Genomic DNA, 24569 nt, shown 5'->3' with positions numbered 1-24569 from the left:
ATTTTATCCCACTGCTGCACCTGCTCCTCCAGCAGCTCCTGCCGGTGTCCTTTGCCCGAGCTCCTGATCGAGGACCAAGATGGCGGCAGAGTTGTTCCCGGCAAGCGTCAGTCGATCTACAATCGTTTTGGACTGGGCTTCTTCATCCACTTGCTCACGGAGGAATTCCTGAATGATGATGGCAGACTGTTGATCATTCTGGGCAGCGTACTCATAGGCTTTCCGGTATGCATCCGTGACGAAACGCTCGTGCTCCAAGACCTTCTGGAAGGTTTCAAGCGGTGTGCCGAAGGTGGTCGACTGTGCCGGAAGAGCTGACAGCTCCACTACACCCCCACGATCCGTCAGGTAATCAATCAGTTTCAATAGGTGCGTCCTCTCTTCTTCCGATTGGACCCGAAGCCAATTGGCCATTCCTGTGTAGTTTTGATTGGCAAGGTAAGCAGACATAGCAGACATGGCAAGGTACAGGGTGGTAGAAACATGTTCAATTTGAATCAGATTATTGATGAGTTTTTGCATCTGTTCATTCATGCCCAATACATTCATATATATAGTGGACGGAAGCAGGATATGAATAAATAACCTTGATGAATCGTTGGGCATATACTATATAGAATGAGAAAGGATGGATGATATGAACATCTATGCGATCAGGAATCAGAGACCCGTTCACGGCGGCGGCGGTCACGTCAACTGGGGCAATGGCTCGGCCAGCTGGCATCACGGCGGTGGATGGGATGCAGGAAGTTGGAACCACGGTGGAAATTGGGGGCCGGGTTGGAATCATGGCTGGGGGTATCCTGGTGCAGGTTTCGCCGCAGGAACGGTCACCGGTCTTGCCGTCGGGGCAGCTGCCTCACCAGGACCCTACCCTGTCCCCGTGCCCGCATATCCATATCCCTATCCTTACCCGTATCCATACCCCTATCCAGCACAGTAGGCTGTCGGCCGGTCATTTGCCGGCCTCTTTTTCATTTCGGGAATATGGGGTGACGATGGTTTTAGTGCTATAATAAGTGGGCAACATACTGCTTGAGATAAGAAACAGGAGGAAACATTATGGATTTATCTTTTTCATCCGAAGCCATCATTGCGCTGTTGAAGATCATCGCCATTGACATCATCCTGTCTGGCGATAATGCGGTAGTCATCGCCATGGCTACGAGAAGACTCCCTAAAGATCTGCAGAATAAAGCGATCTTCTGGGGAACAGGTGGCGCAGTCATACTAAGGATATTATTTGCAGCTATCATTGTTTATCTTTTAAAGATCCCTTATGTCCATCTGCTCGGAGGCATCCTTTTACTATGGATCGCCTATAATGTCCTCGTCGAAGATGAAGGAGATGCCGATATCAAATCGCATTCCAAACTGGGACAAGCAATCGGGACCATCATCCTTGCCGATGCAGTCATGAGCCTTGATAATGTCGTGGCAGTGGCAGGAGCCGCTCACGGTCATATCGGCATGATCGCACTCGGGGTATTCATCAGTATCCCGATCATGATCTTCGGTTCGAAACTCATCGTCAAGGTTCTCGAGAAATATCGCTGGATCGCCTACTTGGGCTCGGGGATCCTTGCCTATACGGCAGGGGAAATGATCGTCGGGGATGAAAAATTCATGAAGTTCCTGAACCTTCATGAAGGTCCTGCCACCATGACAATCACGATCGCCCTTACCATCGCCATCCTTTTGATCGGCTTCCTGGTGAATAAGCGCAGATCCTCTAAACGCGAAAATCAATATGGGTAAATAAAAAAATCCAGACAGCTGTCTGGATTTTTTTATTTAGTCAAGTCCATTATATTGTGTAAAAGTTCAACACTATTAGATAGAGATACTCCAACCCCATTTGTTTTTTTCGACGAAGCTTCCATGCCTTTTCACTTCCTATAGTGGCGGGGCGGTCAAAGGCGATCTATCCTTTGAGGGCCCCGCCACTATAGGACATCATTCAAAATGGAAGTTCATCGAAAGACATTACTTGATCAGGGATTCTTTATGAGCTAGTACCTTATCTTGAAAATGCATCAAGATCCCTCCAATCAACCGGAATGCCGATTGAGTGTTCGGGAATATCCGTATGACACGTTCGCGTCTGCGTACTTCTTGATTTAGACGTTCCAAATAGTTGGTGCTTCGAACATATCTGCGCATACTCACCGGCTCGTTCATGTATTGCATGGTATCTTCGAACCCATCTTCCAATACGGCTAGCGCTGCTTTGTATTTCGGCTCTGCCTCAAACTGTTGGAGTAGTTCTTCTTTAAAGGACCTCATGTCTTCCACATTCACGGCATTGAAAATTCGATTCGCCATGGATTTAAACTCGTCGTTCCCCTTCTTCGGCAGCTTGTCCATAATATTTCGCTTGAAATGGGCATAACATCGTTGCCAAGTCGTCCCAATAAACTCCCGCTGAATGGCTTTTTGGAGACCCGCATGTGCATCGGACGTAATGAGTTTGGGAGACTGAAGTCCTCGCTCCTTCAACTGTTGGAGGAACCGTGACCAGCTATCAAAACTTTCCACGTGATCAACCATGAGACCAAGGATCTCACGCTTATTTTGATCGGAAATCGCGGTAGCGATATAGACGGCTTTTGAGACAACACGATGGTGTTCCCTTACTTTAATGTACATGGCATCGACAAATAAATATGGATAGTATTGTGTATTTAGCGGTCGCTTTGACCACTCATTTACAATCGGATCTAGCTTTTGAGTCAACGAGGAGACAAAGGATTTCGAGACACTCTCTCCACATAACTGTTCAATGATATGAGTCACTTTGCGTGTTGATACGCCATTAATGACCATTTCAAGCATGGAGAGAATAAGCACCTGATCGTACCGTGCGTACCGTTCAAACACATCCGTCGTAAATTCTCCGTTTCGGGTACGCGGTACCTTCAGTTTGATTTTCCCAAGACTGAGCGTATACTCCCTTTCGTAATAGCCATTCCGATAATCACGTCGCTGGTCCGACCGTTCATAGGGGTCAGCTTGAAGATACTCATCCCGTTCCTTTTCCATGTATTCGTTCAAAATCAAAACAATAGCCGATTTGACCACATGGTCGAGTGAAGAATCCATTACGGAATCTTTTAAATCATCCAAATTAAGGTTAAACTGAAGGGGAGTCATATTCATTCCTCTTTTCACTTTTTGTAGGGGTACAAACAGTGTTGACAAGAGCGAATGAAATGACTCTTTCTTTTTACACAATTATATGGACTTAATCTTTTATTTACCTACCATCTTTTTGATCAATTCACGGTTACGCTTTTTGAATACTTCGTTATGGGAAGACACCATTCCTGACCGGTCGGCATCTGGTGAAATGAAGTTCTTTGCACGGTTTACGGCATTCGCCGCGTCTTGAAACGCTCCTGCGATCAAATGGACCTTTCCTTCGTGCTTCAAGATATCGCCTGCTGCGTACAATCCTTCCACGGATGTTTCGCTCACGGCATTCCCTTTCATATAAAAATCATCCAGCATTTCTATGCCGAGGGAGCTGTCTTTCAAGAGAGAAGAATCGATTTCGAAACCATGATTGACGATGACGTCGTCGACCGTCACGACCGTTGTATTCTTTGTCTCCACATTCATCAGCTCTACCTTCTCGATCCTCTCCCCATCCTCAGAACCGATCAAGCGCGTGATGGTTGTGTTGAATAGGCAATCGGCCGAGCTGTTCATGAGCTGGGAGCATTGGGCTTCATGCCCGGTGAAGGAAGCCTTCCTGTATGTGACCATGACCTTCCCTGCCACAGGCTCCAACTCATTCGCCCAATCAACAGCTGAATTTCCTCCTCCAGAGATCAAGACAGTCCTGCCCTTGAATTGTTTGAGGGATTTCACTGTGTAATGAAGATTGGACACCTCGAACCGCTCGGCGCCTTCGATCTTGAGTTTCTGAGGATTGATGATACCGCTCCCCACCGCTACGATCACAGTCCTGGACAAATGGACATTACCTGAATCTCCTTCGAGTATAAAGATCCCCTCCGGATCCTTCCTGATGGAAGAAACCTTTTCATTGAGTACTACGGTCGGATCGAATGTGAGACCCTGCTTCACGAGCTGCTTGATCAGATCGGCCCCCGACAAAGGTGTAAGGCCCCCGACATCCCATATCATTTTCTCTGGATAAACATGGATCTTACCGCCCAATCGCGGCTGGGACTCAATCAACTTCGTTTTCATTTCCCGTAATCCACTATAGAAAGCAGAATATAGACCAGCTGGCCCTCCGCCGATTATCGTGACATCATAGATCTCCTTCTCTCTCATCCTAATCCCCCGCTATCTAAATGATTATCATTCTCAATTACATCCTACCTCTTTTCATCTGCTTTGACAACCAATTTTCTATTGACAATGGGCAAAAAGGAATATAACATGAGTATTAGTTGAAACTGAGAATCATTATCATTGATTAGGAGGGATAGGATGAATCGTCTCTTTTCCACCGACCTTTCCGTAGGGTATGACGATCGGCTCATTGTGAAAAATCTGAGCGTAAGCATACCGGACAAACAGATCACCACGATTATCGGACCGAACGGCTGCGGAAAGTCGACCTTGTTGAAAGCGATTACCCGGATCATTCCCCATCAGACGGGGAATATCCTTCTGGATGGACAAAACATCCATAAACAGAGTACGAAGGAATTGGCCAAAAAAATGGCCATACTTCCCCAGACCCCTGAAAGCGCAAGCGGATTGACCGTCGGTGAACTGGTATCGTACGGACGATTCCCCCATCAGAAAGGCTTGGGCCGTTTAACGAAGAAAGATCAGGATATGATCCACTGGGCCATGGAAGAGACTGGCACGCTGCCTTTCAAACACAGGGAGGTAGATGCCTTATCCGGGGGACAACGGCAGCGCGTGTGGATCGCCATGGCCCTCGCCCAGGAAACAGACATCATCTTCCTGGACGAACCGACAACGTATCTCGATATGGCCCACCAACTTGAGGTCCTCGAGCTCTTGGAGAGGCTTAACCGGGAACAAGGACGCACGATCGTCATGGTCCTCCATGATCTGAATCAGGCAGCACGGTTTGCCGATCATATCATCGCCCTGAAAGACGGCGACTTGGTGAGTTCCGGCACAGGGGAGCAGGTCATCACCCGCGAGACCTTGAGGAAGGTATTCAACATCGACGCCGAAATCGGCCGCGATCCCCGCACCCTCAAACCGATGTGCATCACCTACAACTTAATCAAAGGAGAAGAACAACATGAAGAAATGGCTGGCACCTATCATTCTGCTATTCGTGCTACTAGTTAGTGCATGCGGCAACCAAACATCAACGGATCAAAAGGAAGAGAAAAAGAAAGAAGACAAAGGAACCATTACCTATCAATCTGAAAACGGGCCCGTAGAAGTTCCGGCCGACCCTAAACGCGTCGTTGTCCTGTCCTCTTTCGCAGGTAATGTCATGGCCCTAGATGTCCCTCTTGTCGGAGTGGATTCATGGTCCAAGATGAACCCCCGCTGGGATGACTCCCTTAAAGATGTGAAAGAAGTGAGCGATGAAGACCTGGAGAAGATCATCGAGTTGGACCCGGATCTCATCATCGGACTATCCAATATCAAGAACGTCGATAAACTCAAAAAAATCGCCCCTACCGTTACATATACGTATGGAAAAGTCGATTACCTCACACAGCATCTTGAGATCGGAAAACTCCTGAACAAAGAAGATGAAGCAAAAGCATGGGTCGATGATTTCAAAAAACGTGCAGCTGCTACTGGTGACGATATCAAAGCGAAAATCGGTGATGATGCCACTGTTTCCGTCATCGAAAGCTTCAATAAACAACTCTATGTATACGGAGATAACTGGGGGCGCGGAACCGAGATCCTCTATCAGGAAATGGGACTGAACATGCCTGATAAAGTAAAAGAAGAAGCGCTTGAGCCAGGCTACTTCGCCCTCTCCACGGAAGTTCTCCCTGACTTCGCCGGTGACTATCTGATCGTCAGCAGGGATCCGAATGCAGAGAATTCTTTCACCAAGACGGATACGTATCGTTCGATTCCTGCAGTGAAGAATAACCGCGTATATGAAGTAAACATGATGGAATTCTACTTCAATGATCCTCTGACGCTGGATTACCAGCTCGAGTTCTTCAAAGAGAAATTCCTAGGAAACCAGTAATCTCCCGAAAGGAATTCTTACTATAAGAATTCCTTTCTCTTATACTACGACAGAAAAGATGATGGCTATGAGTCGAAAACTACCATACATACCTGCACTATCCATACTGATAATCGTATTATGCGCAACATTCCTTGTATCGGTCACCTTTGGTGCGGCTGACACGACCCTTTCCGACGTCTGGGGGGCGCTGACCAATACCGGGAGCGGAGACAAGATCTCGATCCTCCAAGAACTCCGTTTTCCCCGTGAAGTGGCTGCCATCCTAGTTGGCGCAGCCCTCAGCGTTTCCGGTGCCATCATGCAGGGGATGACCCGTAATCCCCTGGCTGATCCGGGGCTTCTCGGTCTGACAGCAGGAGCCAATGCCGCCCTTGCTGCAGCCCTTGCTTTCTTCCCTTCCATCGGTCCCTTCGGCATCATGCTTGCGTGTTTCATAGGAGCGGCCGTCGGGGCAGGGCTCGTCTTTGGAATCGGAGCTGCGAAAAGGGGTGGGTTTTCCCCGTTCCGCATCGTCCTTGCAGGAGCGGCTGTATCGGCTTTTTTATTTGCTGTTTCTGAAGGAATCGGTCTTTATTTCAAACTTTCAAAAGACATCTCCATGTGGACTGCAGGTGGACTGATCGGCACGACGTGGAATCAGATCTATATCATCGGTCCAAGCATCCTTTTATGCGTGATCATTTCCTTGGGGTTTTCAAGGCAATTGACCATCCTGAGCCTGAATGAGGAAGTCGCAGTCGGACTGGGTCAGCGGACGGTCCTCGTCAAGTCGGCCCTTTTCATATTGACGGTCATCCTGGCAGGGTCTGCTGTCGCTCTCGTTGGGAATATGGCCTTTCTCGGACTGATGGTTCCTCACATCGCCCGGGCACTGACAGGGACCGATTACCGCACCATCATCCCTGTCTCGGTCGTACTGGGCAGCACATTCATGCTTCTCGCCGATACCATAGGGCGGACGGTAAATGCGCCTTATGAGACACCTGTTGCAGCCATTGTGTCCATGATGGGCCTTCCCTTCTTCTTATTCATTGTTCGGAAAGGCGGTAAACTATGATCCATCCCAAGCTACTTAAAAAACAACGGGGGATCTTGATCGCCCTTCTGCTTTTCATTGTGTCTACCGTTTTGATTGGAATCAGCCTGGGGTATTCTTCCGTCTCCATAGACCGGCTGATCCCCACCATCATGGGGAATGGTTCCTTTAAGGATGAATTCATCCTCTTCTCCATCAGGCTTCCGAGGATCGTGATCACCGTCCTCGCCGGCATGGCCCTTGCCCTTTCAGGCTCTATCCTGCAGACGATGACAAAAAATGACCTTGCAGATCCGGGTATCATCGGGATCAACTCCGGTGCCGGTGTCGCCATTACGGTCTTTTTCCTGTTCTTCCCCATCGATGCAGGATCATTCGCCTTTATGCTTCCCTTGGTTGCCTTTGCCGGTGCGATTCTGACTGCGGGTCTCATCTACTTCTTCTCGTCCACAAGGGGAGGCGGACTTCAACCCGTCAAGATGATCCTTGTGGGAGTCGGATTCTCCACGGCATTTTCGGGATTGATGATCATCATGATCTCAAGCGCGGAACGGGCAAAAGTAGACTTCATCGCCAACTGGCTTGCCGGTAACATATGGGGAGCTGATTGGCCATTCGTATGGGCGGTCCTTCCTTGGCTGGTGATACTGATCCCGTTCACTCTGTATAAAGCCCGTACATTGAATCTCCTCGCCCTGAGCGACCCCGCTTCCATCGGCGTCGGGGTCGCACTGAAGCGAGAGAGGATCGTCCTTCTGTTCACAGCCGTCGCCCTGGCCGCCTCGGCCGTCTCCGTGACGGGTGGGATTGCCTTCATAGGCCTGATGGCCCCCCATCTCGCCAAATCCCTTGTCGGGCCTCGCCATCAGCTGTATCTTCCTGTAGCCTTGCTCCTCGGTGGATGGCTGCTCCTTGCAGCCGATACGGTCGGCAGAAATGTCCTCGAGCCCGATGGTCTTCCCGCCGGGATCATGGCCGCTTTGATCGGGGCTCCTTATTTCGTTTATTTGCTTCTGAATAAATAGCAAGGTAAAAAGCCGGATCTTCCGAGATCCGGCTTTTTTGTGCTCATGAACATGGACAAATCCCAATATACTGTAGTCAATCATCGAAAGGAGTTGTTCACCATGTTAGCTTCCATTGCCGACAGGTTATCAAGACTTGTCCAGCGGTACTTGCCTGATGCTTTCGTCATTGCTGTCCTGCTTACGCTCCTCGTATTCGGTATAGGGATTTTCCTTAAGCCGGCAGAGCCACTGAGCCTTGTTAAGTCATTTGGGGACGGTTTTTGGGTGTATTTGACGTTTACCATGCAAATAGTCCTTTTGCTTTTAACCGGCATGGTCCTTGCATCCGTGCCTTTTGTCAAAAAAGCGTTGCAACAACTCGCCAAATGGGCAGACACCCCAACAAAGGCCTATGTGTACACCTTTTGCCTATCAGGTGCCGCTTATTACATCAACTGGGGGCTGGCTGTCGTGGTCGGGGCCATCCTGGTCAGAGAGATCGGTAGGCGCAATCAAAACGTTCACTTCCCTCTGCTCGTTGCAGCTGCATATTCCCCCACTGCACTTTACACAGCAGGATTATCAAGCTCTATCGGACTGACCGTCGCAACCAAGGATCATTTCCTTGCCGATCTCATGGGTGTCATCCCTACTTCCGAGACGATTTTCAGCCCTTCCACCATCATCATATTTCTAGTTCTCTTCGTAACAATGCCCGTCATCATCTGCCTGATGGCACCAAAGGGGCAGGTCACCCCTTATGAAGAAAAAATCATCCAAAAGATCAATCTCCAGACCGGCGTGGAAGCCACTCCTGCATCAAGGCTTGAGACGACTCCTATACTAGGGGTTGTGACCGGATTAATCGGTATGGTCTATGTGACTCATGAATTCATTTTGGGCCGGGATCTTGACCTGAACATCATCAATCTTTTATTTCTTTCTCTCGGCTTGATCTTCCATGGATCCCTGCGTTCATTTGGCGAAGCGTTCAAGGAGGCGGCGGGGTCTACCTCCCCCATCATCCTGCAGTTCCCATTTTACGCAGGGATTATCGCTGTTCTGACCAGTTCGGGGTTGGGGGAAAGCATCATCCAGGGGATGACCTCGATTGCCAATAAAGAAACCTTCGATATCTTCACCTACTGGACGGCAGGAATCGTCAATCTCCTGGCGCCGTCCGGTGGCGGTCAATGGGCTTTGCAGGGGCCCCTCCAAGTACCGGCGGGGATGAATCTTGGAGTGGATCCTTCCACCATCGCCATGGCCGTTGGATGGGGCGATGCTTGGACCAATCTCATCCAGCCTTTCTGGGCCCTGCCGATCCTCAGCATCGTCGGACTGCATATCCGCCACATCATGGGCTACTGTTTTATCCTTGCCGTATGGGTTGGGATTGTAACCACCGTCCTCATGGTATTCCTGTATTAGACAGAGAAAAGGCTGAAGGGGATTCATCCTCCCTTCAGCCTTTTAAGATTATCCAGCTTTCACCTTCTCTTCCGTTTCGTCGACTTTAGCAGGTTTCTTACTCCAATAGGTTGCGAGAATCGGACCTGATATATTGTGCCAGACTGCGCCAATCACGCTTGGAAGTGCGGCAAGTGGACCAAAATGGGCGGTGGCGAGTGCCACACCGAGTCCGGAGTTCTGCATGCCCACCTCGATGGAAATCGCCCTTCTGTCCCCTTCCTTCAGTTTCATGATGATGGCAGCCACATACCCCAGGGTCAAACCGAGCAGATTGTGAAGCATCACGGCTACAAAGATAATCGCTCCGGACGTACGGATGCTCGGGGCATTGGCGGAAACGACAGCCGTCACGATTGTCATGATGGCGAGTACCGAGATCAACGGGATGATCTCCAGACTCTTCTCAACGACAGTAGGAAGAAGTTTCTGGACGATGATACCAAGTGTGATCGGGACGATGATCACCTGGAAGATCGACAGGAACATGGCCAGGGGATCAACCGGCATCCACTGCCCTGCCAGTCCAAGCAGAATCAACGGAGTGGCAAGGGGGGCAAGGAGCGTTGACAACGACGTCATGGCAACCGACAGGGCAAGATTCCCGCGGGCAAGATAGACCATCACGTTCGACGCTGTTCCGCCCGGTACCGAGCCAAGAAGGACTAACCCCGCAGCCAGTTGATCCGGGAGGCCGAGAAGATAGGCGATGAGAAGCGCACCGAGGGGCATGATCAAAAACTGTGCCAGGATCCCGACGATGACCGGAAGCGGCTTCTTCACGACCAGCTGAAAATCCACAGGTTTTAGCGTCAATCCCATCCCGAACATGACCACACCGAGGAGGATGGTGATGTATCCTCCAAGGGGAAGGAAAGGTGCCGGGATGAAATAGGCCACGACCGCTACAAGGATGACCCAAAGAGCAAAGTACTTTCCTGCAGTTTTGCTGATGGTCTCAAGGAATTTCATTGTCCCGCCTCCTTTTGTTTGATCAGTTTGTTGGGGTTGAAGATTCCCTTGGGATCGAGGGCCTCTTTGATCCGTTCCATCACCCGCAGTGAATCACCGTGCTCCAATTCCTGATACTTTTGCTTCCCTACCCCGACCCCATGCTCACCCGTACAGGTCCCCCTGCGTTCAAGTGCGTATTCAACGATCTGTTCGTTGAACTGTGCAGCTTTCTCCACTTCCCTGGGATCTTCCATATCGATCATGAGGAGCACATGGTAGTTTCCATCGCCTACGTGACCGAGTATGCCTCCAGTGAGTCCGAAGGTATCCAGCCTCCTCCTGGCGTCCCTGATGGCGCCTGAAAGCTCGGAAATGGGAACACAAACATCGGTCACCATCATCTTCTTGCCTTTGTTTCCATGAATGTAGGCATAGGCAAGATTATGACGGGCATCCCATAACCGATTCCTTGCCCCTTGATCGGTTTCAAAGGCAACAGACTCGCACCCATGATCAGCGACGATTTCCTTTGTGAATTCCACATCTTGGGCAAGACCCGCTTCGTTCCCGTGAAACTCAAGGAAGAGCGTAGGCTTTTCATGATAATCCGTTTCACTGAATCGATTGGCCTGCACCATGGACATTTCATCCAAAAGCTCGACCCTGGCAATCGGAACGCCCGCCTGCAAGATTGATACAACGGCTTCAACGGCATCATCCAGCTCTTGGAATGAGGCTCTAGCCGCCACGATATGCTCTGGTATCCCATATACTCTCAAGGTCAGTTCCGTTATGCATCCGAGCGTTCCTTCTGATCCTACGAACAGACTGTTGAGATGGTAACCTGAGGATGATTTTTGTGCAAGGTTCCCGGTATGTATGATACTTCCGTCGGGAGTCACCACCTCCAGATCGCGGACCTGGTCCCGCATGACCCCATATTTCACTGAAGTCGTCCCGCTCGCATTGGTAGCCGCCATTCCCCCAAGTGTGGCATCGGCTCCGGGATCGACGGAAAAGAACAAACCGTGTTTCTTGAGTTCCTTATTGAGCTGGGAGCGAGTCACACCCGGCTGCACGGTAACCAAAAAGTCCTTTTCCCTCACTTCCACTATTCGATTCATTTTGGAGAAATCGATGGTGATCCCCCGGTCATATGGAATGACATGACCTTCCAGACTTGTTCCCAGGCCAAATGGGATTACCGGTACTTCATGAGCAGCCGCTGTCTTCACGACGGCCCTTACGTCTTCTGCACAAGAAGGGAAGACCACAAAATCGGGATTACTCGGTTCGTGATAGGACTCATCCCTCCCATGTTGCTCCCTTACTGTTATATTGGTTGATAACTGGTCTTTCCCCAGTACGTTCTGAAGTTCTTCATATAAAGTTCCTGTGTTTGTGTTCATATGCTTCTCCTCCTGATGATGGGTATTGTCGAATTATACCTAATAATCAGAATTTTACAATGATATGAGAGGAACTTTTTTCAAAAACTTCTTATTTCCCTTTAATCACATGAAAAATCCGTCCCCTGATTACAGTAAGGGACGGATTTTTCTCAATTCTTTTCTTCCTGTTCCATCATCGCTTCATTGACAAAGTCGATGACTTTCGTGCTATATTCTGTTTCATTCACGAGAAATCCTTCCGTATGACCTGCTCCCGGGACGATCCACATGTCTTTTCCCCCCCCGGCTGCTTTATAAATCTCCGTCGCCATTTCCGTTGGGACCAGTTCATCTTCTGCTCCATGAATGATCAGGAGGGGAAGATCATTCTTCTTTACCTGCTTCACAGCAGATGCCTCTTTGAATGAATACCCCGCCCGGATCTTGGTGACGATGGATGTGGCGTCAACAAGGGGGAATGCGGGAAGGTCATAGAGATATTTCAACTGATGGGCAAGCTCGTCCTCGAGATTGGTATACGCACTGTCGGAGATGATCCCCTTCACTTCGGAAGGCAGATCTTCTCCGCTCGTCATCAGGACGGTCGAAGCCCCCATGGAGAACCCATGAAGGAAGATCGCTTCCTCCCCTTTCTCCTTGACGAGGAAATCGATCCATTTCACATAATCGAGACGGTCCGGCCAGCCGTACCCGATATAGTCACCTTCACTGTCCCCGTGCCCCCTTGCATCGGGCTTAAGGATATTATAGCCTTGGCGATAATAGAACCGTGTCACCTCCGGAAGTTGGTCGCTGTTCCCTTTGTATCCGTGTGCAAGGACGACCGTCTTCCCGTTCGGGTACTTATTCTTGAGGTACAGGCCCTTCAAGGTTAGACCGTCTTCAGATTGGATGGATACCTGTTCGAATTTTTGCCTGCTCGTCCAACTGCGCAGTTCTTCCAGCCTTTTTTGTTCTTCTTCCAATGCGCTCACCGCTTCAACCGCCTTATCCGTTCCTCCATATAGCTGAACAACACCGCTGTTGCGGCTGATGGCAAGATCATATATATAGTTACCTGCAAGCCCCAAGACGATGACAACGAGGGCCAACAATGAGCCGATCAACCAAATGATTCGTCTTTTCATCACTCGTTCTCCTTCGATCGTCAGTCATCTCATGGAAGCCTGTCAATGGTAGGTAGGATCACCCGTCAGTTATGGTAAGGGTATCTTCCGAAGATTTCTGAACTAGATTGTCTCTACCCCTTTTTCCCTCATTCCCCACACGGTTAAACCCTATTATGTGTTGAAGATGTAGACAGCTGAGAGATGATCATCCCTTAATTGGAACACGCCCCCAAACCTGTAAGTATCCACCAATAGCAAAAAAGCACCCGGTTCAACCGGATGCTTTTTCATCTGTGACGAGCTCTGTATACACGACCAGTCGCTCGACATAATTATGAATATCGTGGTCAAAATATCCTGTGCACGTAATGATATTAAGACCGATATGATCTCCCGGCCCGAAAATCTTCCGAAGGGGGGCATCATCTTTCAGATAGGCTTGTTTATCCTTCACCTCAAAGACAAGTTCTTCATCATCCTTTCCCTTCAGGATGATCCTGTCCCCCTTCTTGATATTTTTCAGGTCGAAAAAGACCGCAGGTTGCTTTTCGTCATCGACATGACCTGCCAGGACGGCATTTCCTCGTTCCCCCGGGCGAATCCCCGGTGAGAACCAGGCGACATCCTTCCCGTTTTTGGGAAGCTCCATATTCCCTTCCTTATCCAGACCGAATGCTTTCACAGGGGCATCAATATCAAGTGAAGGGATCGTAATCGATTCAGGAGTGATCGATTGTTCATCATCCTGCACGTTGGCTGTTTGAACAGCAGGCTTCACCGCTTGTACCTTTTGGACGGGTTCATCCGCTTCCGGTGCAGTGGAAGGGTCATTGGAGCATGCGGCCAGAAGCAATGGGATGAACAAGACAACCGCAATCCGCTTCATTAAGAAGAGAATAATTTTTTACGGTTGATAAATAGTAGTGCTCCTCCACCAAGCACTGCTGCGGCTGCTACGATCGGAAGCATCGTATTTTGATCAGCTGCTCCTCCCATACCGGTTTCAGGCATTCCACCAGGCATAAGCGTGTAATCTTTCAATACAAGTACTTCAAGTTTGTCTGCTGTATTGATGGCAAACACACTGTATACGGTATTTTCAGCTAGTTCCGTTCCGGAAAGATCCAATACTTGCTCTCCTTCAGGTGTGCGGATTTCAAGATCATACGTTCCAGGATCCAATTCCTGATAATCCGTGATGGCTTTGAATTCTGCTCCTTCGAACAACGCATCTCCATCCTTCAGTCCAACATCGACTGTTGGTGCATCAGGGGATAAATGGCCGACCCTTACTTTTGACTTGCCTTCCGTTACATCCATTGAATCATTGGCAACAACAAGCTCAAGATTCTCAAGGGTATTGGCGGCTGCGACCGTGTAAGCCATACCTGCTTCAACGGTAAGATCTTGTGAAATCACCGGATCTTCCTTTGTACCAGCTGCAAAGATTTCCACTTTGTGGTCACCTGCAGGAAGTTCCATATAGTCAGTGGCGGCCTTGAATTCTGCTCCTTCAACCACTGCATTTCCATCTACATAAACATCGACGGCCGGTGCGTCAGGGGATGCGTGCACGATACGTACCATGGCATCTCCATCAGCTGCAAAAGCAGCTCCCGATACACCAAACATCATCAACACTGCGACCAACATTGCAAAAAGCTTTTTCATTCACTCCACTCCTTGTATATGTTTTATGCAAGGTTTGTTCAAACCTTGTACATCTAATGTATAACGGTTACATTTTTCCCGCAACTCTCAACCTGCCGATTCAGCACATTGAATGTGCTGATCCATCCGGAACCCTGAATCCCCCCTTTTCCGGTCCGTTCTTTCCATTTTGCATTGACATTTCTAAAGAGCAGGATATACAATGTTCCTTAAACATTTTAATAGCAGCATGAGTGTTCTCGTATAATATTGGAAATATGGTCCAAAAGTTTCTACCAAACTACCGTAAATGGTTTGACTACGAGGAGACAGGGGACGTATGCCCTGTCCTTCTCCAACGTCGAACCCTGGGTGAACCCCCGGGGCTTTTTGTTTATAAAGGAGAGAAAACGTTGATGAAAAAGACTGATTTGACAAGACGGATACAAGCAGCCGCCGGTACTGCCACGGCTGATATCGTGATAAAGAATGCCCGAATCATAGATGTATTCAACAGCGAGATCGCAGAAGGTGATGTCGCGATCACAGATGGCACCATCGTGGGAATCGGAAACTACGAAGGAAAGGAAACGATTGATGCAGAAGGGAAGTGGCTATGCCCTTCGTTCATCGATGGTCACGTGCATATCGAATCGTCCATGGTACCGCCATCGGAATTTGCAAAAGTGGTCCTCCCCCATGGTGTGACAACGGTCATCACCGACCCGCATGAGATCGGGAATGTCTCAGGGGTCGAAGGCATACAGTTCATGCTCGATGATTCAGAAAACCTTCCCCTTGATGCGTTGACCATGCTGCCATCCTGTGTACCTGCAACGCCATTTGAGAATTCGGGAGCGGAACTTGGCGCTGATGACCTTGCCCCTCTCTTCGAGCATGATCGCGTCATCGGGCTTGCCGAAGTGATGGATTATCCTTCCTTGCGATCAGCATCCCCCGGCCTTATAGACAAGATTGCCTTGACCTCTGAGTATAGCCGTCTTGTCGATGGCCATTTGGCCGGTCTTCCCGAGGAAGCCATCAATGTGTACCGTGCAGCAGGCGTATCAACCGACCATGAGTGCAATACAGTGGAAGACGCAAAGGCCAGACTTCAACGGGGGATGTACCTTCTTATACGTGAAGGGTCTGTAGCTAAAGACTTGAAGAAATTGCTACCCGTCGTGAATGAACGCAATGTACGCCGCTGCCTATTCTGCACAGACGACAAGCATCTCGATGATCTAGTTGAGGAAGGAAGCATCGATCACAATATCCGGCTGGCCATCGGGGAAGGAATGGACCCTCTCATGGCCATTCAAATGGCCACGCTGAATGCTGCGGAATGCTATGGTCTCTACACCAAGGGGGCCATCGCACCTGGATTCGATGCCGATTTCCTCCTTCTTGACAATCTAGATGCCTTGCACATCGCTTCTGTCTATAAAGGAGGGCGCCTGGTTGCCCGGAACGGGTCGGCACTCTCCTTCAGTGGTCCGACTACGACGGCACCCACTTCATTGACCGATACCCTCCACTTTCCTGATGTAGAGGCAGCAGGCCTTTCAATTCAAATGGAGGGCGCCAACACAGCAAACGTCATTCAGATCATTCCGAATCAGCTTCAAACCATTAAACGAGTTGAAGTGGTCGATACGTCCAGGGGGACCTTCTCTGTTTCGATTGAAGATGACCAATTGAAGATGGCCGTGGTAGAGAGGCATCACTCCACCGGCAATATCGGGCTCGGCATAGTCAAGGGCTTCGGACTGAAGGCAGGTGCCATTGCCACGACGGTCGCACATGATTCACATAATCTTGTAGCTGTCGGGACCAATGATTCCGACCTGCTTGCCGCCATCAGGGCCCTTCGCGACATGAAGGGCGGACTGGTAATGGTGAAAGACGGATCGGTGATTGCATCCCTTTCCCTTGAAATCGGGGGATTGATGTCCAGTGCCGGTCATGTAGAAGTACTCAAGGGGCTGGAGGAGCTTAATACGTCCTTGAAGGATATCGGGTTCACTGGAGATTTCAACCCTTTCCTCACCCTTTCCTTCCTAACATTGCCCGTCATCCCGAGCATCAAGCTCACCGACCTCGGCCTGTTCGATGTCGATGAGATGAAGCATATCCCGGTTCGTGCAGAAGGTTGAACGTGAGGATGTTCTGAAGTCGTCCGTTCCTTTCCGCTGCAGGCGCTTGCTTTCCGCGGGGAGGAAGTCGAGCCTCCTCGGCTGAAGAGCGCCTCCGGGGTCTCGATCATCCCTCCGTTTCCGCAGGAGTCAAGCGCCTTCCGCTCCAATCCACTCAGTGAGGACAAAAGGTCTGCACGATCCTTCAGGCACCTCGACCACCAACTTGAAAATGAGTTCAATCCATCTCTCAAACGCAAAAAATCCGAACGCATTCGATATCTTGGAGACTATCGAATGATCGTTCGGATTTTTTATTGTTCATTGTATGACATTATTATTCTTTCGGTTCTTGACTCTCTTCCGTTTCGTCGCTTTCTTTGGTAGCCGCTGCTTCCGCGTGATTCGGCTGGGATGCGACAGGCTGGTTGACTTCGATTTTCTGTGTCCGGTTGGCGTAGGATTTCAAAAGGTCACCCACGTCGATCCCTGTCATTTCCTTCAAGGGTTCCTGCATATCGAGCATGGTGCGGGTGATGCTTTTCCCGAAGGACGGGACACCCTGGCCGTTGCCTGAGTCAATGATTTTCACAGAGTCGATATTATTAAGCGGCTGTGCAATCTTCTCGGCGAAGACCGGTAGCATCTCGATGAGTTTCTCGGTGATGATGACATCGCCGTGTTTCTCCATCGCTTCTGCCAATAGCTTCCGTGATTCTGCTTCGGCCTTACCGCGCTCCCTGATGACGTCTGCCTCCGCGGATCCTTCTTCCCTGCGGATCTTCGCTTTTGCTTCCCCGTCGATTTCAGCTTTGCGCGCTTCGGCTTCCGCTTTACGGGTCGTTTCATAGTAATCGGCATCGGCCTTGGTTTTTCTCACTTTGGTTTCTTCAGCCTCGAGTTTTACGGCACGTTCCCTTTCAAGGAATTGAAGGGTCAATTCTTCTTCTTTTACTTCCTTGGCAAGCTTTGCTCTTTCCAGTTCATAGGACTGCTCTGATTTCGCCCGTGCACGCTCTGTTTCTTCCTTGAAGGAAGCATCCTTGATGTCCTTTTCCTTCTTGGATTCAGCAATCGTGATTTGGCGTTTGTATTCTTCTTCTTTTGCCTCTTGATCGGTCTGGGCACGGTGAATCCGCGTTTCACGTTCTGTGTTGGCCTCGGCGATTTCTGCCAGCTTGCGTACTTCGGCAATCCTTGGACGCCCAAGATTTTCTAAGTATCCATTTTGTTCGTCCGCATCGCGGATGTCTGTCAGCCCGAGAGATGTGATTTTGAAGCCCATGAGATCAAGCTGTTGCTGGGCGATTTCCTGCACATCGGCATTGAATTTCTCACGGTTGCTATTGATATCCTCAACCGTCATTTTTGACAAAATGGCGCGGAGATTACTTCCGAGTACTTCAATGATTTCATCTTCGATTTCCTTTTGATCTTTCCCGAGGAATTGCTCGGCGTAGTTGGCGATCCCGTTCAATGAATCGGCTACCTTTACCATGGCCACGGCATCTGCCACGATCGGGACGCCTCCGTTCGTATACACACGTGGCGTTGAAAGTTTGAGCTGGAATGACGTGAGGTTTACCGGAGTGGACGTCTGGAACCGGCGCAGCCTGTACCCTCCACCCCTGATGATTTTCATCGAACGTCCTTCACTATCGGTGAATATATTCGTTTCTTTTTCCGGATCACCCAATCTTGGTCCCGTGATGATAAGAGCCTGATTCGACTTCGCCGTGCGGTAGCGGAACCGGATCCAGAAATAATAACCGACCCCTGCGATTGCGGCGATGACCAATAGAGGGATGAGAATGACGAACACCCCTGCCAATGTTAATCCTGCCATGATAAAACCCCTTTCTGTTGTTGGTTGCTAAATAGATTGGAATATTCCTACACCATTATCTACGGAAGGACCTGCCAAAAAGTTTCATGATTTGACTAAATGAATTATTTTCCACTATCCATAGTAAAGGATTCACTCGTGATTTCTACTCTATCTGTCTTTTGATCTCGCGCTCTTTTTTTCTTCATGGACGGAATGGTCCCGTCTACCAGACCCCTCTTCAAGGTTGTACTGATGGAATTGACGCTGAGGATGCTCACGGCGAAGAACAGAAGTGGTGCAAGTACGATATGGACTCTGTTGAAGACTTCCTTTATATTGATCGCGATGGTCGCCCCCCACTCATTCGTGTCGGAGAAATAAACGAGGTCCTGGGTCATGACTCCCACGTCCGCTATCTTCAATCCACCGAGGCACATGAGCATGATACCGAGCTGGATGATCAGCGCCAGGGCTGCTGCAATCTGTTCTGAGAATAGCACAGCGGAATGCCTCATGAACTGCGGGAACAGGTGACGTCTCAGCAAATGGAAGCGATTGGCTCCCATGGTCTTGGATGCAACGATAAAATCATTCTTCATGAACAGCTTCATTTCTTCACCGAGATAGATTCCGAGAGAAGGTATCGACACTAGGGCTATGACGGCGATCTGGATGGCAAAGTATTTACTTGATGACAACACCTCCCCCGAGAAGGCAATTTCAAGGGGAATCAGGAGGATGAAGACGATGATCACAAGAGGAATATACTGAAACGCTTCCGTCACACCCTTCAGGATCCGATTGATCAAGGACGGAAGGAAGGCATACACGCAGGCAAAGAGGAAGCCGAAGAGCATTCTCAGCAGCGCAATGGCTACAGCAGCCAACAATGTATACTTCGCTCCTGCCACTAATAGATAGAATAGATTCCTTCCAAGCACATCCCCTCCGAACGGTGGCATCTCACTGATTGAATAAGGAGGGGCTGCAATTACCCTGCCCTCATCGTTCTGCAAGTACTTAGTCTTTTCATCAAAGTCCGGATTCATATAAGGAAGTAAAAAGCTGGCCAGCACGAGTCCCGTCAGGAACAATACAGGCAGTGCGAGTCGTTTCAACATCCAAGGCTTCATGCGTGCTCACCCCCGAGCCAACGGCTCAAGATCCATGAACCGAGTTGGAATACAATGAAGAACGGTATGAAGATCAGAAGCAGTCCGATAAAAAAGCCTGCCGGTACGGCGATCGCTGCGGTTGCAAGGGTCATCATGAAGCCGTTGATGTTGAATAGGATCTCAATGATCAACAAATTCGACAGCATCAACAGGAAAATCGGCTTCAAATGAAGGAAGAAGTGGATCCATACGTTCCTGAAGATATGCCTCCATACCGTATAGGACTTCCTGAACCCCTTTGCAAAGGAAAATTCGACGTACGGCTTATTTTCTTCTTCTTTCAACTGGAAGATGAATTGCTTCACCAGGAAGACGACAGGGAGAAGCGACAGGCACAGAATCGGAAGGAAGTAGATCTTCTCCTCTCCGAATGCGTAAATCTCAAAGACCAATAGACCCGTCTGCTTGAATAGCCAGATGATGAAAAGCTGGAAACCGACCACGATGAATACATCGGGAAGGGCATCTATGGCATTCACGACTTTCATCGTGAAACGGTAGCCCTTGCCCGGTAGCATCATGATGGAATAGCTGATGATGATGGCAAATGCCACAGCCACGAAAAATGCCGCAATCAAGATGGAAAACGAATAAAAGTAGGTTTTGGAAAATACGGTCGTGATGGGGTATGTCTTATTCCCCTCTCCCCACGGCATGGCAATCTGGGCTGGGTGAAGGATCTGATGGAAGATTTCCTTCAGTCTGACCCCGTAGTCCCCTAAATTGATGACAAGCTCAGTATCGTAGGATAGCAGCGCCCCAAGGCCGCTCAATAAAAACAAACCAGTAATGACTAAAATAAAGTGTAGAGGAGTATACAGTACTCTCTTCATCTCTTCTCCCCTTTTCGTTTCCATATTTATGTAGAATCAAACTAAAAACAATGTTACAATACTGAAATGGAATTGTAAATATTATTCTGAATATACTAATAAGGGTGACACATATGAAATACGTAACGTTGATTGTTGCTACCACTGCCGTGATGCTCCTTTCAGGCTGCAGGGTTACCTTTACCCCAACAGTGCAAGAAGCGTCCGCAGGGAATGAAATGGCGGCTGCACCGGAAGACACCCAGGTACCCGATCGTTCCGAGTTGATTGCAGCCACCATGCAGGTGGATAACCCCAAGGTGATCTTAAGGGGTCAAACCTCCCTACCGCCGGGAACCGTCCTGAACGTAGAGATGAAACCGTATGCAAAGGAAGATTCATTCGAGCAGATTGAAGCGGGCCAGGTGGAACCGGATCCCAAACCGGTCCTGACCTCAGAAGCCGTCATCGGTGACAACGGTGAGATGGAGCTTACAGTGCTGAGAAGACCTGATAATGAGAGCAGCTATCGTGTTGATCTGATGCTCATACCGGACAACCAGCCGGAGGCAGTTCAATCAGATGTAGAAGAGGCAGTAACAGAAGGATCTGCTCCCGTCTTTTTCAATGGAGAGGAAAGCAGGGGCTTGCGATTCTCGGCCATTATTTCGGAAGAGGAAGAATGGTACGGAAATCATTTTACGTCCGATATGAAACCACCTGCCAACTAAAAAAAGAGCCCAATGGGCTCTTTTTTGATTCGTCTTCAATAATGGCCTTCAGCCTCATCCTCTTCCGGCATCTGATACTTTGTGAAATAGGCGCCGATGAGGAGGAAGGCAACAGACAGGCCCCAGCTGATCAAACCGATGAAGTCAAATAATAAGGCGAGGATATTCAAAACCCCGACGGATAAAAAACAGATCGGTGTGAGGGCCGATTTGATACCGGTCACTCCATGCGCCTTCCTTTTCCTTATAACAACCCTGACGGTCCAGAGGAAAATAGGGATGAAGAGGATCGCAAGCAATATGTCGAACATGATAGATGACCTCCTTGCCCTCAGTCTATCACAAACGAGAATGACCTTGGATCATACATTGAATCTTTTCTTTCGGTATTCATTGAAGGAATCATCGTCCAAATCCTTTTTATTCAAGCGCCCGTCCTCCCACTCCGTCATCGACCCCTTTGTAAGGGTGACACTGCCGGTATCGGTCCGCTTTGTCAACAGAGGGGACCGGTTGAAAGGGGATTCTGGATGGACAGATACTGTTTTTTGAACTTCTGCCAGTTCATTTAGATCCGTTACAGGTTTTGTGGTGTCGAATGCATACCCTTTCTGCCACTCGTCGGACCTATACGACAGCTTCATCTGAAGAATATAATCCCCATGGGATGTATCTTCCTTTGCTATCCTGAAGTCTCCGTTTGCAGACGTTACAACTTCCCCTGTGAGAGGGACCGGTTTCAGCGGGATATTCCCCCCGAACCCTCCGTCCACTACCCAGCTTTCTCCTCCATGCTCGAGAAGGATCAAGACATGGGTACGCCCGATATCATGGAAATCCCCTTTCCCCTGATGATAGACGACTCCCCTTACAAGCGTGACACTGAAGCCCGCCTCCTTGAGATAGAGGTATAAGAGACCGTTCAAGTCGTAGCACAATCCTCCCTCGCCACGAACCAGGATCTTCTCCTTCAAGGATTGTTCAGAGAATGGAGTGAGACGATCTTCTATGATGGCCATGTTCTCAAAGGGAACGGCCTTGGCAAATGCCTCGAGGAGGACCGGTATCTCCGCAAAAGCGGGTGACCAGCTCTCTTCCATACCGATTCTGCGATTTAGGTCTTGCTGTACGTTATCCATTTTGTTCCCTCCTGCCATAGTTATTCCTATTAGTATGGCAGGATTCCATTCATTTAGCAGTACATATGCTTATCCATACTTTTTCAGGTAATGGCTGATGGTCACCATGGGCCAGATCCACTGATAGCTGTGATAATGGATATAAAGATTCCCCGGTAAGCCGGCACCGGTAGGGTAATCATCCTTTTCCTCCAGAAGTTCAAGCAGGGTCTGCATGCCCGTATCAATGGCTGGGGTCGGTTCCTCCTCCAATGAAATCAAGGCATCCAGCGCCCACGCCGTCTGGGATATGGTCGCTCTAGATAAGGGCAAATAATGCTTCACTTGGTCGCTGAGACATGATTCTCCCCATCCGCCGCCGCGGTGCTGGATTTTTTCTAGCCACTGTTTGGCAAGCACGAGATGACGGTCATCCCCCGGCACACCGACAGCCCTCATGCCCGTAACGGCCGCCCAGGTCCCATAGATATAACAGACGCCCCATCTCCCGTACCAGGACCCATCGATCTCCTGTGTTTTCTTCAGCCAATTGACCCCCTTTTTGATTCCCCTGAGGTTCTTCTTCAGTCCCGCATATCCGCCTAGGAACTCAAGTGCCCTTCCTGTAAGGTCGGGGGTCGAGGGATCGATGGCCGCTGCTTCTGCTCCGTTGATAGGAAAGAGCGTGAGGAGCTCATTCGTTTTGTTCGGTTCAAATGCCGGCCACCCTCCATCTGGATTTTGCATCCCAACCATGAAATCCACCCCCCGCTGCCATGAGTCCCGCATGTCAGGCCGGTCGGCTGCGGCTGATGTGAGGGCTCTCAAAGCAGCAGACGTATCATCCACATCCGGGTGCATCGTATTACCCGCGGTGAATCCCCAGCCCCCGGGAGCTACAGAAGACTCCATTCCCCAATCCCCATAGCGGAATTGCTGATGTTTCTGCAAGAATTGTATGGATTTCCGAATGGGTCCATCGCCGGCCGACCTTCCCGCCGACTGAAGGGCATAGGACAATAACGCAGTGTCCCATATGGAGGAAGGGGAATTCTGTTGATGATAGCCCCTTTCCGTTTTGAGGATCATCGCCTTCAACCCTTCAACGCATTTCTCGATCAACGGATCATCCTTGCGATACCCGACGGACAAAAGAGCATAGATCATAAAGAAGCTTGAGCTGAAGTATTTCATATAGGTCCCGTCAGGCTCGATCCTTTCGAGCATATAGTTCTTCGTGAACTGTTCGGCACGCTCCTTGAGGGATGGCGACAGCCCTCCCATGCTCCCAAGAGCACCGGAGATCTTATTCAGGAAGTGCCTCTCCCCGTCAGGTGTGCGCTCCTCCCCTTCGCGGTACATCGACTTCATTTCCCCTGCGATTCCCTGCGGACCGTGTGCGTACCCACGGCTTTTCAATAACAGGATCGGAGCCATATGGGCCCTGGCATAGCTTGAAAAGTCCCAGAATCCCACTGGTGAGGATGGGGGAATAAGGACAAACTCAATGGGGACTGGTAGGACTCTTTTCCACTTCATTCCCCCGAGTATCGCCAGCATGAAGCGGGTAAGGGAGTGAGCTTTTCCTACCCCACCGTTATCCTGGATGAAACGCTTAGCACGTGTGATCCTCTCATCATTTTCTTTTATTCCGCTCATTCGCAGGGCGACATACGCCTCGATTGTAGAGGAAAGATTTCCTGTTTCTTCATCCTTGAACAGTTTCCACGTCCCTTCTCTCGTTTGCAGACAGAGGAGGCGCTCCACGAGTTTATCCACCCACTGGTCTTCCCTTCGACCCAGGCTACAGAGAAGAATGGTCATGAACGCATCGGTCATGGGGCTGTTTTCAAAACAAAACGTCCAGCTTCCGTCAGGATTTTGACGCTGTTCAAGTTGTTTTGCCATCCTATCCAACTTGGACCTCATCCGTTTCTTCACAGTG

General features: G+C 49.5%; 23 protein-coding genes and 1 riboswitch. Of the genes, 9 read left to right on the top strand and 14 right to left on the bottom strand.

The window, feature by feature from the left end:
- Positions 1-3 precede the first annotated feature (3 nt).
- Positions 4-534, bottom strand: coding sequence for a ferritin (locus tag K6T23_RS07110; protein WP_238284394.1), 531 nt, complete (start codon positions 532-534; stop codon positions 4-6).
- Between the two features lie 94 nt (positions 535-628).
- On the opposite strand from K6T23_RS07110, the gene K6T23_RS07105 reads away from it, so the two are divergent.
- Together K6T23_RS07105 and K6T23_RS07100 are read left to right on the top strand one after the other, a co-directional pair.
- Entirely contained in the window at positions 629-943 is a 315-nt protein-coding gene (locus tag K6T23_RS07105; protein ID WP_238284053.1) for a hypothetical protein, read from the top strand.
- 119 nt (positions 944-1062) lie between these two features.
- A complete protein-coding gene (locus tag K6T23_RS07100) occupies positions 1063-1758 on the top strand; it encodes a TerC family protein (protein WP_053428026.1) in 696 nt (231 codons plus the stop codon).
- A 228-nt stretch (positions 1759-1986) separates the two neighbouring features.
- On the opposite strand, the gene K6T23_RS07095 is transcribed toward K6T23_RS07100, so the two are convergent.
- On the bottom strand, positions 1987-3153 hold the full coding sequence (locus K6T23_RS07095; RefSeq protein WP_238284052.1) for an IS256 family transposase: 1167 nt from the start codon (positions 3151-3153) through the stop codon (positions 1987-1989).
- A 99-nt stretch (positions 3154-3252) separates the two neighbouring features.
- Positions 3253-4305, bottom strand: coding sequence for an NAD(P)/FAD-dependent oxidoreductase (locus K6T23_RS07090; RefSeq protein ID WP_159642916.1), 1053 nt, complete (start codon positions 4303-4305; stop codon positions 3253-3255).
- Positions 4306-4464: 159 nt separating this feature from the next.
- Here K6T23_RS07090 and K6T23_RS07085 point away from each other — a divergent pair, with 159 nt between their 5' ends.
- The 5 genes from K6T23_RS07085 to K6T23_RS07065 all read left to right on the top strand — a co-directional run bounded on the left by K6T23_RS07085 (position 4465) and on the right by K6T23_RS07065 (position 9661).
- The gene (locus tag K6T23_RS07085; protein WP_238284051.1) at positions 4465-5310 is read left to right on the top strand and encodes an ABC transporter ATP-binding protein; all 846 of its coding nucleotides are present in this window, start codon (positions 4465-4467) and stop codon (positions 5308-5310) included.
- The gene (locus tag K6T23_RS07080; protein ID WP_238284050.1) at positions 5261-6184 is read left to right on the top strand and encodes an iron-hydroxamate ABC transporter substrate-binding protein; all 924 of its coding nucleotides are present in this window, start codon (positions 5261-5263) and stop codon (positions 6182-6184) included. The genes K6T23_RS07085 and K6T23_RS07080 overlap by 50 nt, the downstream gene beginning before the upstream one ends.
- Before the next feature lie 58 nt (positions 6185-6242).
- Positions 6243-7244: a FecCD family ABC transporter permease gene (locus K6T23_RS07075; protein ID WP_420493495.1), complete on the top strand. Its 1002-nt coding sequence runs from the start codon at positions 6243-6245 to the stop codon at positions 7242-7244.
- On the top strand, positions 7241-8248 hold the full coding sequence (locus K6T23_RS07070; protein ID WP_238284048.1) for a FecCD family ABC transporter permease: 1008 nt from the start codon (positions 7241-7243) through the stop codon (positions 8246-8248). Before K6T23_RS07075 ends, K6T23_RS07070 begins: the two co-directional genes overlap by 4 nt.
- A 102-nt stretch (positions 8249-8350) precedes the next feature.
- Positions 8351-9661, top strand: coding sequence for a short-chain fatty acid transporter (locus tag K6T23_RS07065; RefSeq protein ID WP_238284047.1), 1311 nt, complete (start codon positions 8351-8353; stop codon positions 9659-9661).
- 48 nt (positions 9662-9709) lie between these two features.
- Here the strand turns inward: K6T23_RS07065 and K6T23_RS07060 are convergent, their stop codons facing one another.
- The 5 genes from K6T23_RS07060 to K6T23_RS07040 all read right to left on the bottom strand — a co-directional run bounded on the left by K6T23_RS07060 (position 9710) and on the right by K6T23_RS07040 (position 14846).
- Positions 9710-10672, bottom strand: a complete 963-nt coding sequence (locus tag K6T23_RS07060) for a bile acid:sodium symporter family protein (protein ID WP_056534549.1) — start codon at positions 10670-10672, stop codon at positions 9710-9712.
- Complete coding sequence (locus tag K6T23_RS07055; RefSeq protein ID WP_238284046.1) at positions 10669-12063, bottom strand: FAD-binding oxidoreductase; 1395 nt, start codon at positions 12061-12063, stop codon at positions 10669-10671. The genes K6T23_RS07060 and K6T23_RS07055 overlap by 4 nt, the downstream gene beginning before the upstream one ends.
- Before the next feature lie 152 nt (positions 12064-12215).
- Positions 12216-13193: an alpha/beta hydrolase gene (locus K6T23_RS07050; protein WP_238284045.1), complete on the bottom strand. Its 978-nt coding sequence runs from the start codon at positions 13191-13193 to the stop codon at positions 12216-12218.
- Between the two features lie 253 nt (positions 13194-13446).
- A complete protein-coding gene (locus K6T23_RS07045) occupies positions 13447-14061 on the bottom strand; it encodes a class F sortase (protein WP_048005012.1) in 615 nt (204 codons plus the stop codon).
- Positions 14061-14846 carry a DUF4397 domain-containing protein gene (locus K6T23_RS07040; protein ID WP_238284044.1) on the bottom strand — a complete coding sequence of 262 codons (786 nt, stop codon included), beginning with the start codon at positions 14844-14846 and terminating at the stop codon, positions 14061-14063. The genes K6T23_RS07045 and K6T23_RS07040 overlap by 1 nt, the downstream gene beginning before the upstream one ends.
- Before the next feature lie 219 nt (positions 14847-15065).
- Positions 15066-15167: riboswitch (purine riboswitch) on the top strand.
- A gap of 74 nt (positions 15168-15241) precedes the next feature.
- Between K6T23_RS07040 and ade the strand changes: the two genes are divergently transcribed.
- On the top strand, positions 15242-16981 hold the full coding sequence (gene ade, locus K6T23_RS07035) for an adenine deaminase (RefSeq protein ID WP_238284043.1): 1740 nt from the start codon (positions 15242-15244) through the stop codon (positions 16979-16981).
- 316 nt (positions 16982-17297) lie between these two features.
- Here ade and K6T23_RS07030 read toward each other — a convergent pair whose 3' ends face one another.
- The 3 genes from K6T23_RS07030 to K6T23_RS07020 all read right to left on the bottom strand — a co-directional run bounded on the left by K6T23_RS07030 (position 17298) and on the right by K6T23_RS07020 (position 20796).
- A complete protein-coding gene (locus K6T23_RS07030) occupies positions 17298-18806 on the bottom strand; it encodes a flotillin family protein (RefSeq protein WP_238284042.1) in 1509 nt (502 codons plus the stop codon).
- Between the two features lie 104 nt (positions 18807-18910).
- Positions 18911-19921 carry an ABC transporter permease subunit gene (locus K6T23_RS07025; protein ID WP_238284041.1) on the bottom strand — a complete coding sequence of 337 codons (1011 nt, stop codon included), beginning with the start codon at positions 19919-19921 and terminating at the stop codon, positions 18911-18913.
- Entirely contained in the window at positions 19918-20796 is an 879-nt protein-coding gene (locus tag K6T23_RS07020; protein WP_162244108.1) for an ABC transporter permease subunit, read from the bottom strand. The genes K6T23_RS07025 and K6T23_RS07020 overlap by 4 nt, the downstream gene beginning before the upstream one ends.
- 113 nt (positions 20797-20909) lie before the next feature.
- Between K6T23_RS07020 and K6T23_RS07015 the strand changes: the two genes are divergently transcribed.
- Positions 20910-21506 (top strand): hypothetical protein, encoded by a 597-nt coding sequence (locus K6T23_RS07015; protein ID WP_238284040.1) that lies wholly within the window; start codon positions 20910-20912, stop codon positions 21504-21506.
- Between the two features lie 35 nt (positions 21507-21541).
- Here the strand turns inward: K6T23_RS07015 and K6T23_RS07010 are convergent, their stop codons facing one another.
- The 3 genes from K6T23_RS07010 to K6T23_RS07000 form a co-directional block, all read right to left on the bottom strand.
- Positions 21542-21817: a hypothetical protein gene (locus K6T23_RS07010; protein ID WP_238284039.1), complete on the bottom strand. Its 276-nt coding sequence runs from the start codon at positions 21815-21817 to the stop codon at positions 21542-21544.
- A gap of 51 nt (positions 21818-21868) precedes the next feature.
- The gene (locus K6T23_RS07005) at positions 21869-22645 is read right to left on the bottom strand and encodes an arylamine N-acetyltransferase family protein (protein ID WP_238284038.1); all 777 of its coding nucleotides are present in this window, start codon (positions 22643-22645) and stop codon (positions 21869-21871) included.
- Positions 22646-22714: 69 nt separating this feature from the next.
- Positions 22715-24565, bottom strand: a complete 1851-nt coding sequence (locus K6T23_RS07000) for a terpene cyclase/mutase family protein (protein WP_238284037.1) — start codon at positions 24563-24565, stop codon at positions 22715-22717.
- Positions 24566-24569: the final 4 nt, after the last annotated feature.

Origin of the sequence: Rossellomorea marisflavi (assembly GCF_022170785.1) — a bacterium.
Lineage (GTDB): Bacteria > Bacillota > Bacilli > Bacillales > Bacillaceae_B > Rossellomorea > Rossellomorea marisflavi_B.
This window is presented reverse-complemented; position numbering and strand designations above follow the sequence as displayed.

Coding starts and splice junctions, on each gene's coding strand:
- K6T23_RS07105 (WP_238284053.1), top strand. CDS start 629: ATGGATGATATGAACATCTATGCGATCAGGAATCAGAGACCCGTTCAC.
- K6T23_RS07060 (WP_056534549.1), bottom strand. CDS start 10,672: ATGAAATTCCTTGAGACCATCAGCAAAACTGCAGGAAAGTACTTTGCT.
- K6T23_RS07065 (WP_238284047.1), top strand. CDS start 8,351: ATGTTAGCTTCCATTGCCGACAGGTTATCAAGACTTGTCCAGCGGTAC.
- K6T23_RS07005 (WP_238284038.1), bottom strand. CDS start 22,645: ATGGATAACGTACAGCAAGACCTAAATCGCAGAATCGGTATGGAAGAG.
- K6T23_RS07030 (WP_238284042.1), bottom strand. CDS start 18,806: ATGGCAGGATTAACATTGGCAGGGGTGTTCGTCATTCTCATCCCTCTA.
- K6T23_RS07075 (WP_420493495.1), top strand. CDS start 6,243: ATGATGGCTATGAGTCGAAAACTACCATACATACCTGCACTATCCATA.
- K6T23_RS07025 (WP_238284041.1), bottom strand. CDS start 19,921: ATGAAGCCTTGGATGTTGAAACGACTCGCACTGCCTGTATTGTTCCTG.
- K6T23_RS07100 (WP_053428026.1), top strand. CDS start 1,063: ATGGATTTATCTTTTTCATCCGAAGCCATCATTGCGCTGTTGAAGATC.
- K6T23_RS07080 (WP_238284050.1), top strand. CDS start 5,261: ATGAAGAAATGGCTGGCACCTATCATTCTGCTATTCGTGCTACTAGTT.
- K6T23_RS07040 (WP_238284044.1), bottom strand. CDS start 14,846: ATGAAAAAGCTTTTTGCAATGTTGGTCGCAGTGTTGATGATGTTTGGT.
- K6T23_RS07045 (WP_048005012.1), bottom strand. CDS start 14,061: ATGAAGCGGATTGCGGTTGTCTTGTTCATCCCATTGCTTCTGGCCGCA.
- K6T23_RS07090 (WP_159642916.1), bottom strand. CDS start 4,305: ATGAGAGAGAAGGAGATCTATGATGTCACGATAATCGGCGGAGGGCCA.
- K6T23_RS07095 (WP_238284052.1), bottom strand. CDS start 3,153: ATGACTCCCCTTCAGTTTAACCTTAATTTGGATGATTTAAAAGATTCC.
- K6T23_RS07070 (WP_238284048.1), top strand. CDS start 7,241: ATGATCCATCCCAAGCTACTTAAAAAACAACGGGGGATCTTGATCGCC.
- K6T23_RS07050 (WP_238284045.1), bottom strand. CDS start 13,193: ATGAAAAGACGAATCATTTGGTTGATCGGCTCATTGTTGGCCCTCGTT.
- K6T23_RS07015 (WP_238284040.1), top strand. CDS start 20,910: ATGAAATACGTAACGTTGATTGTTGCTACCACTGCCGTGATGCTCCTT.
- K6T23_RS07020 (WP_162244108.1), bottom strand. CDS start 20,796: ATGAAGAGAGTACTGTATACTCCTCTACACTTTATTTTAGTCATTACT.
- K6T23_RS07010 (WP_238284039.1), bottom strand. CDS start 21,817: ATGTTCGACATATTGCTTGCGATCCTCTTCATCCCTATTTTCCTCTGG.
- K6T23_RS07110 (WP_238284394.1), bottom strand. CDS start 534: ATGAATGAACAGATGCAAAAACTCATCAATAATCTGATTCAAATTGAA.
- ade (WP_238284043.1), top strand. CDS start 15,242: ATGAAAAAGACTGATTTGACAAGACGGATACAAGCAGCCGCCGGTACT.
- K6T23_RS07055 (WP_238284046.1), bottom strand. CDS start 12,063: ATGAACACAAACACAGGAACTTTATATGAAGAACTTCAGAACGTACTG.
- K6T23_RS07085 (WP_238284051.1), top strand. CDS start 4,465: ATGAATCGTCTCTTTTCCACCGACCTTTCCGTAGGGTATGACGATCGG.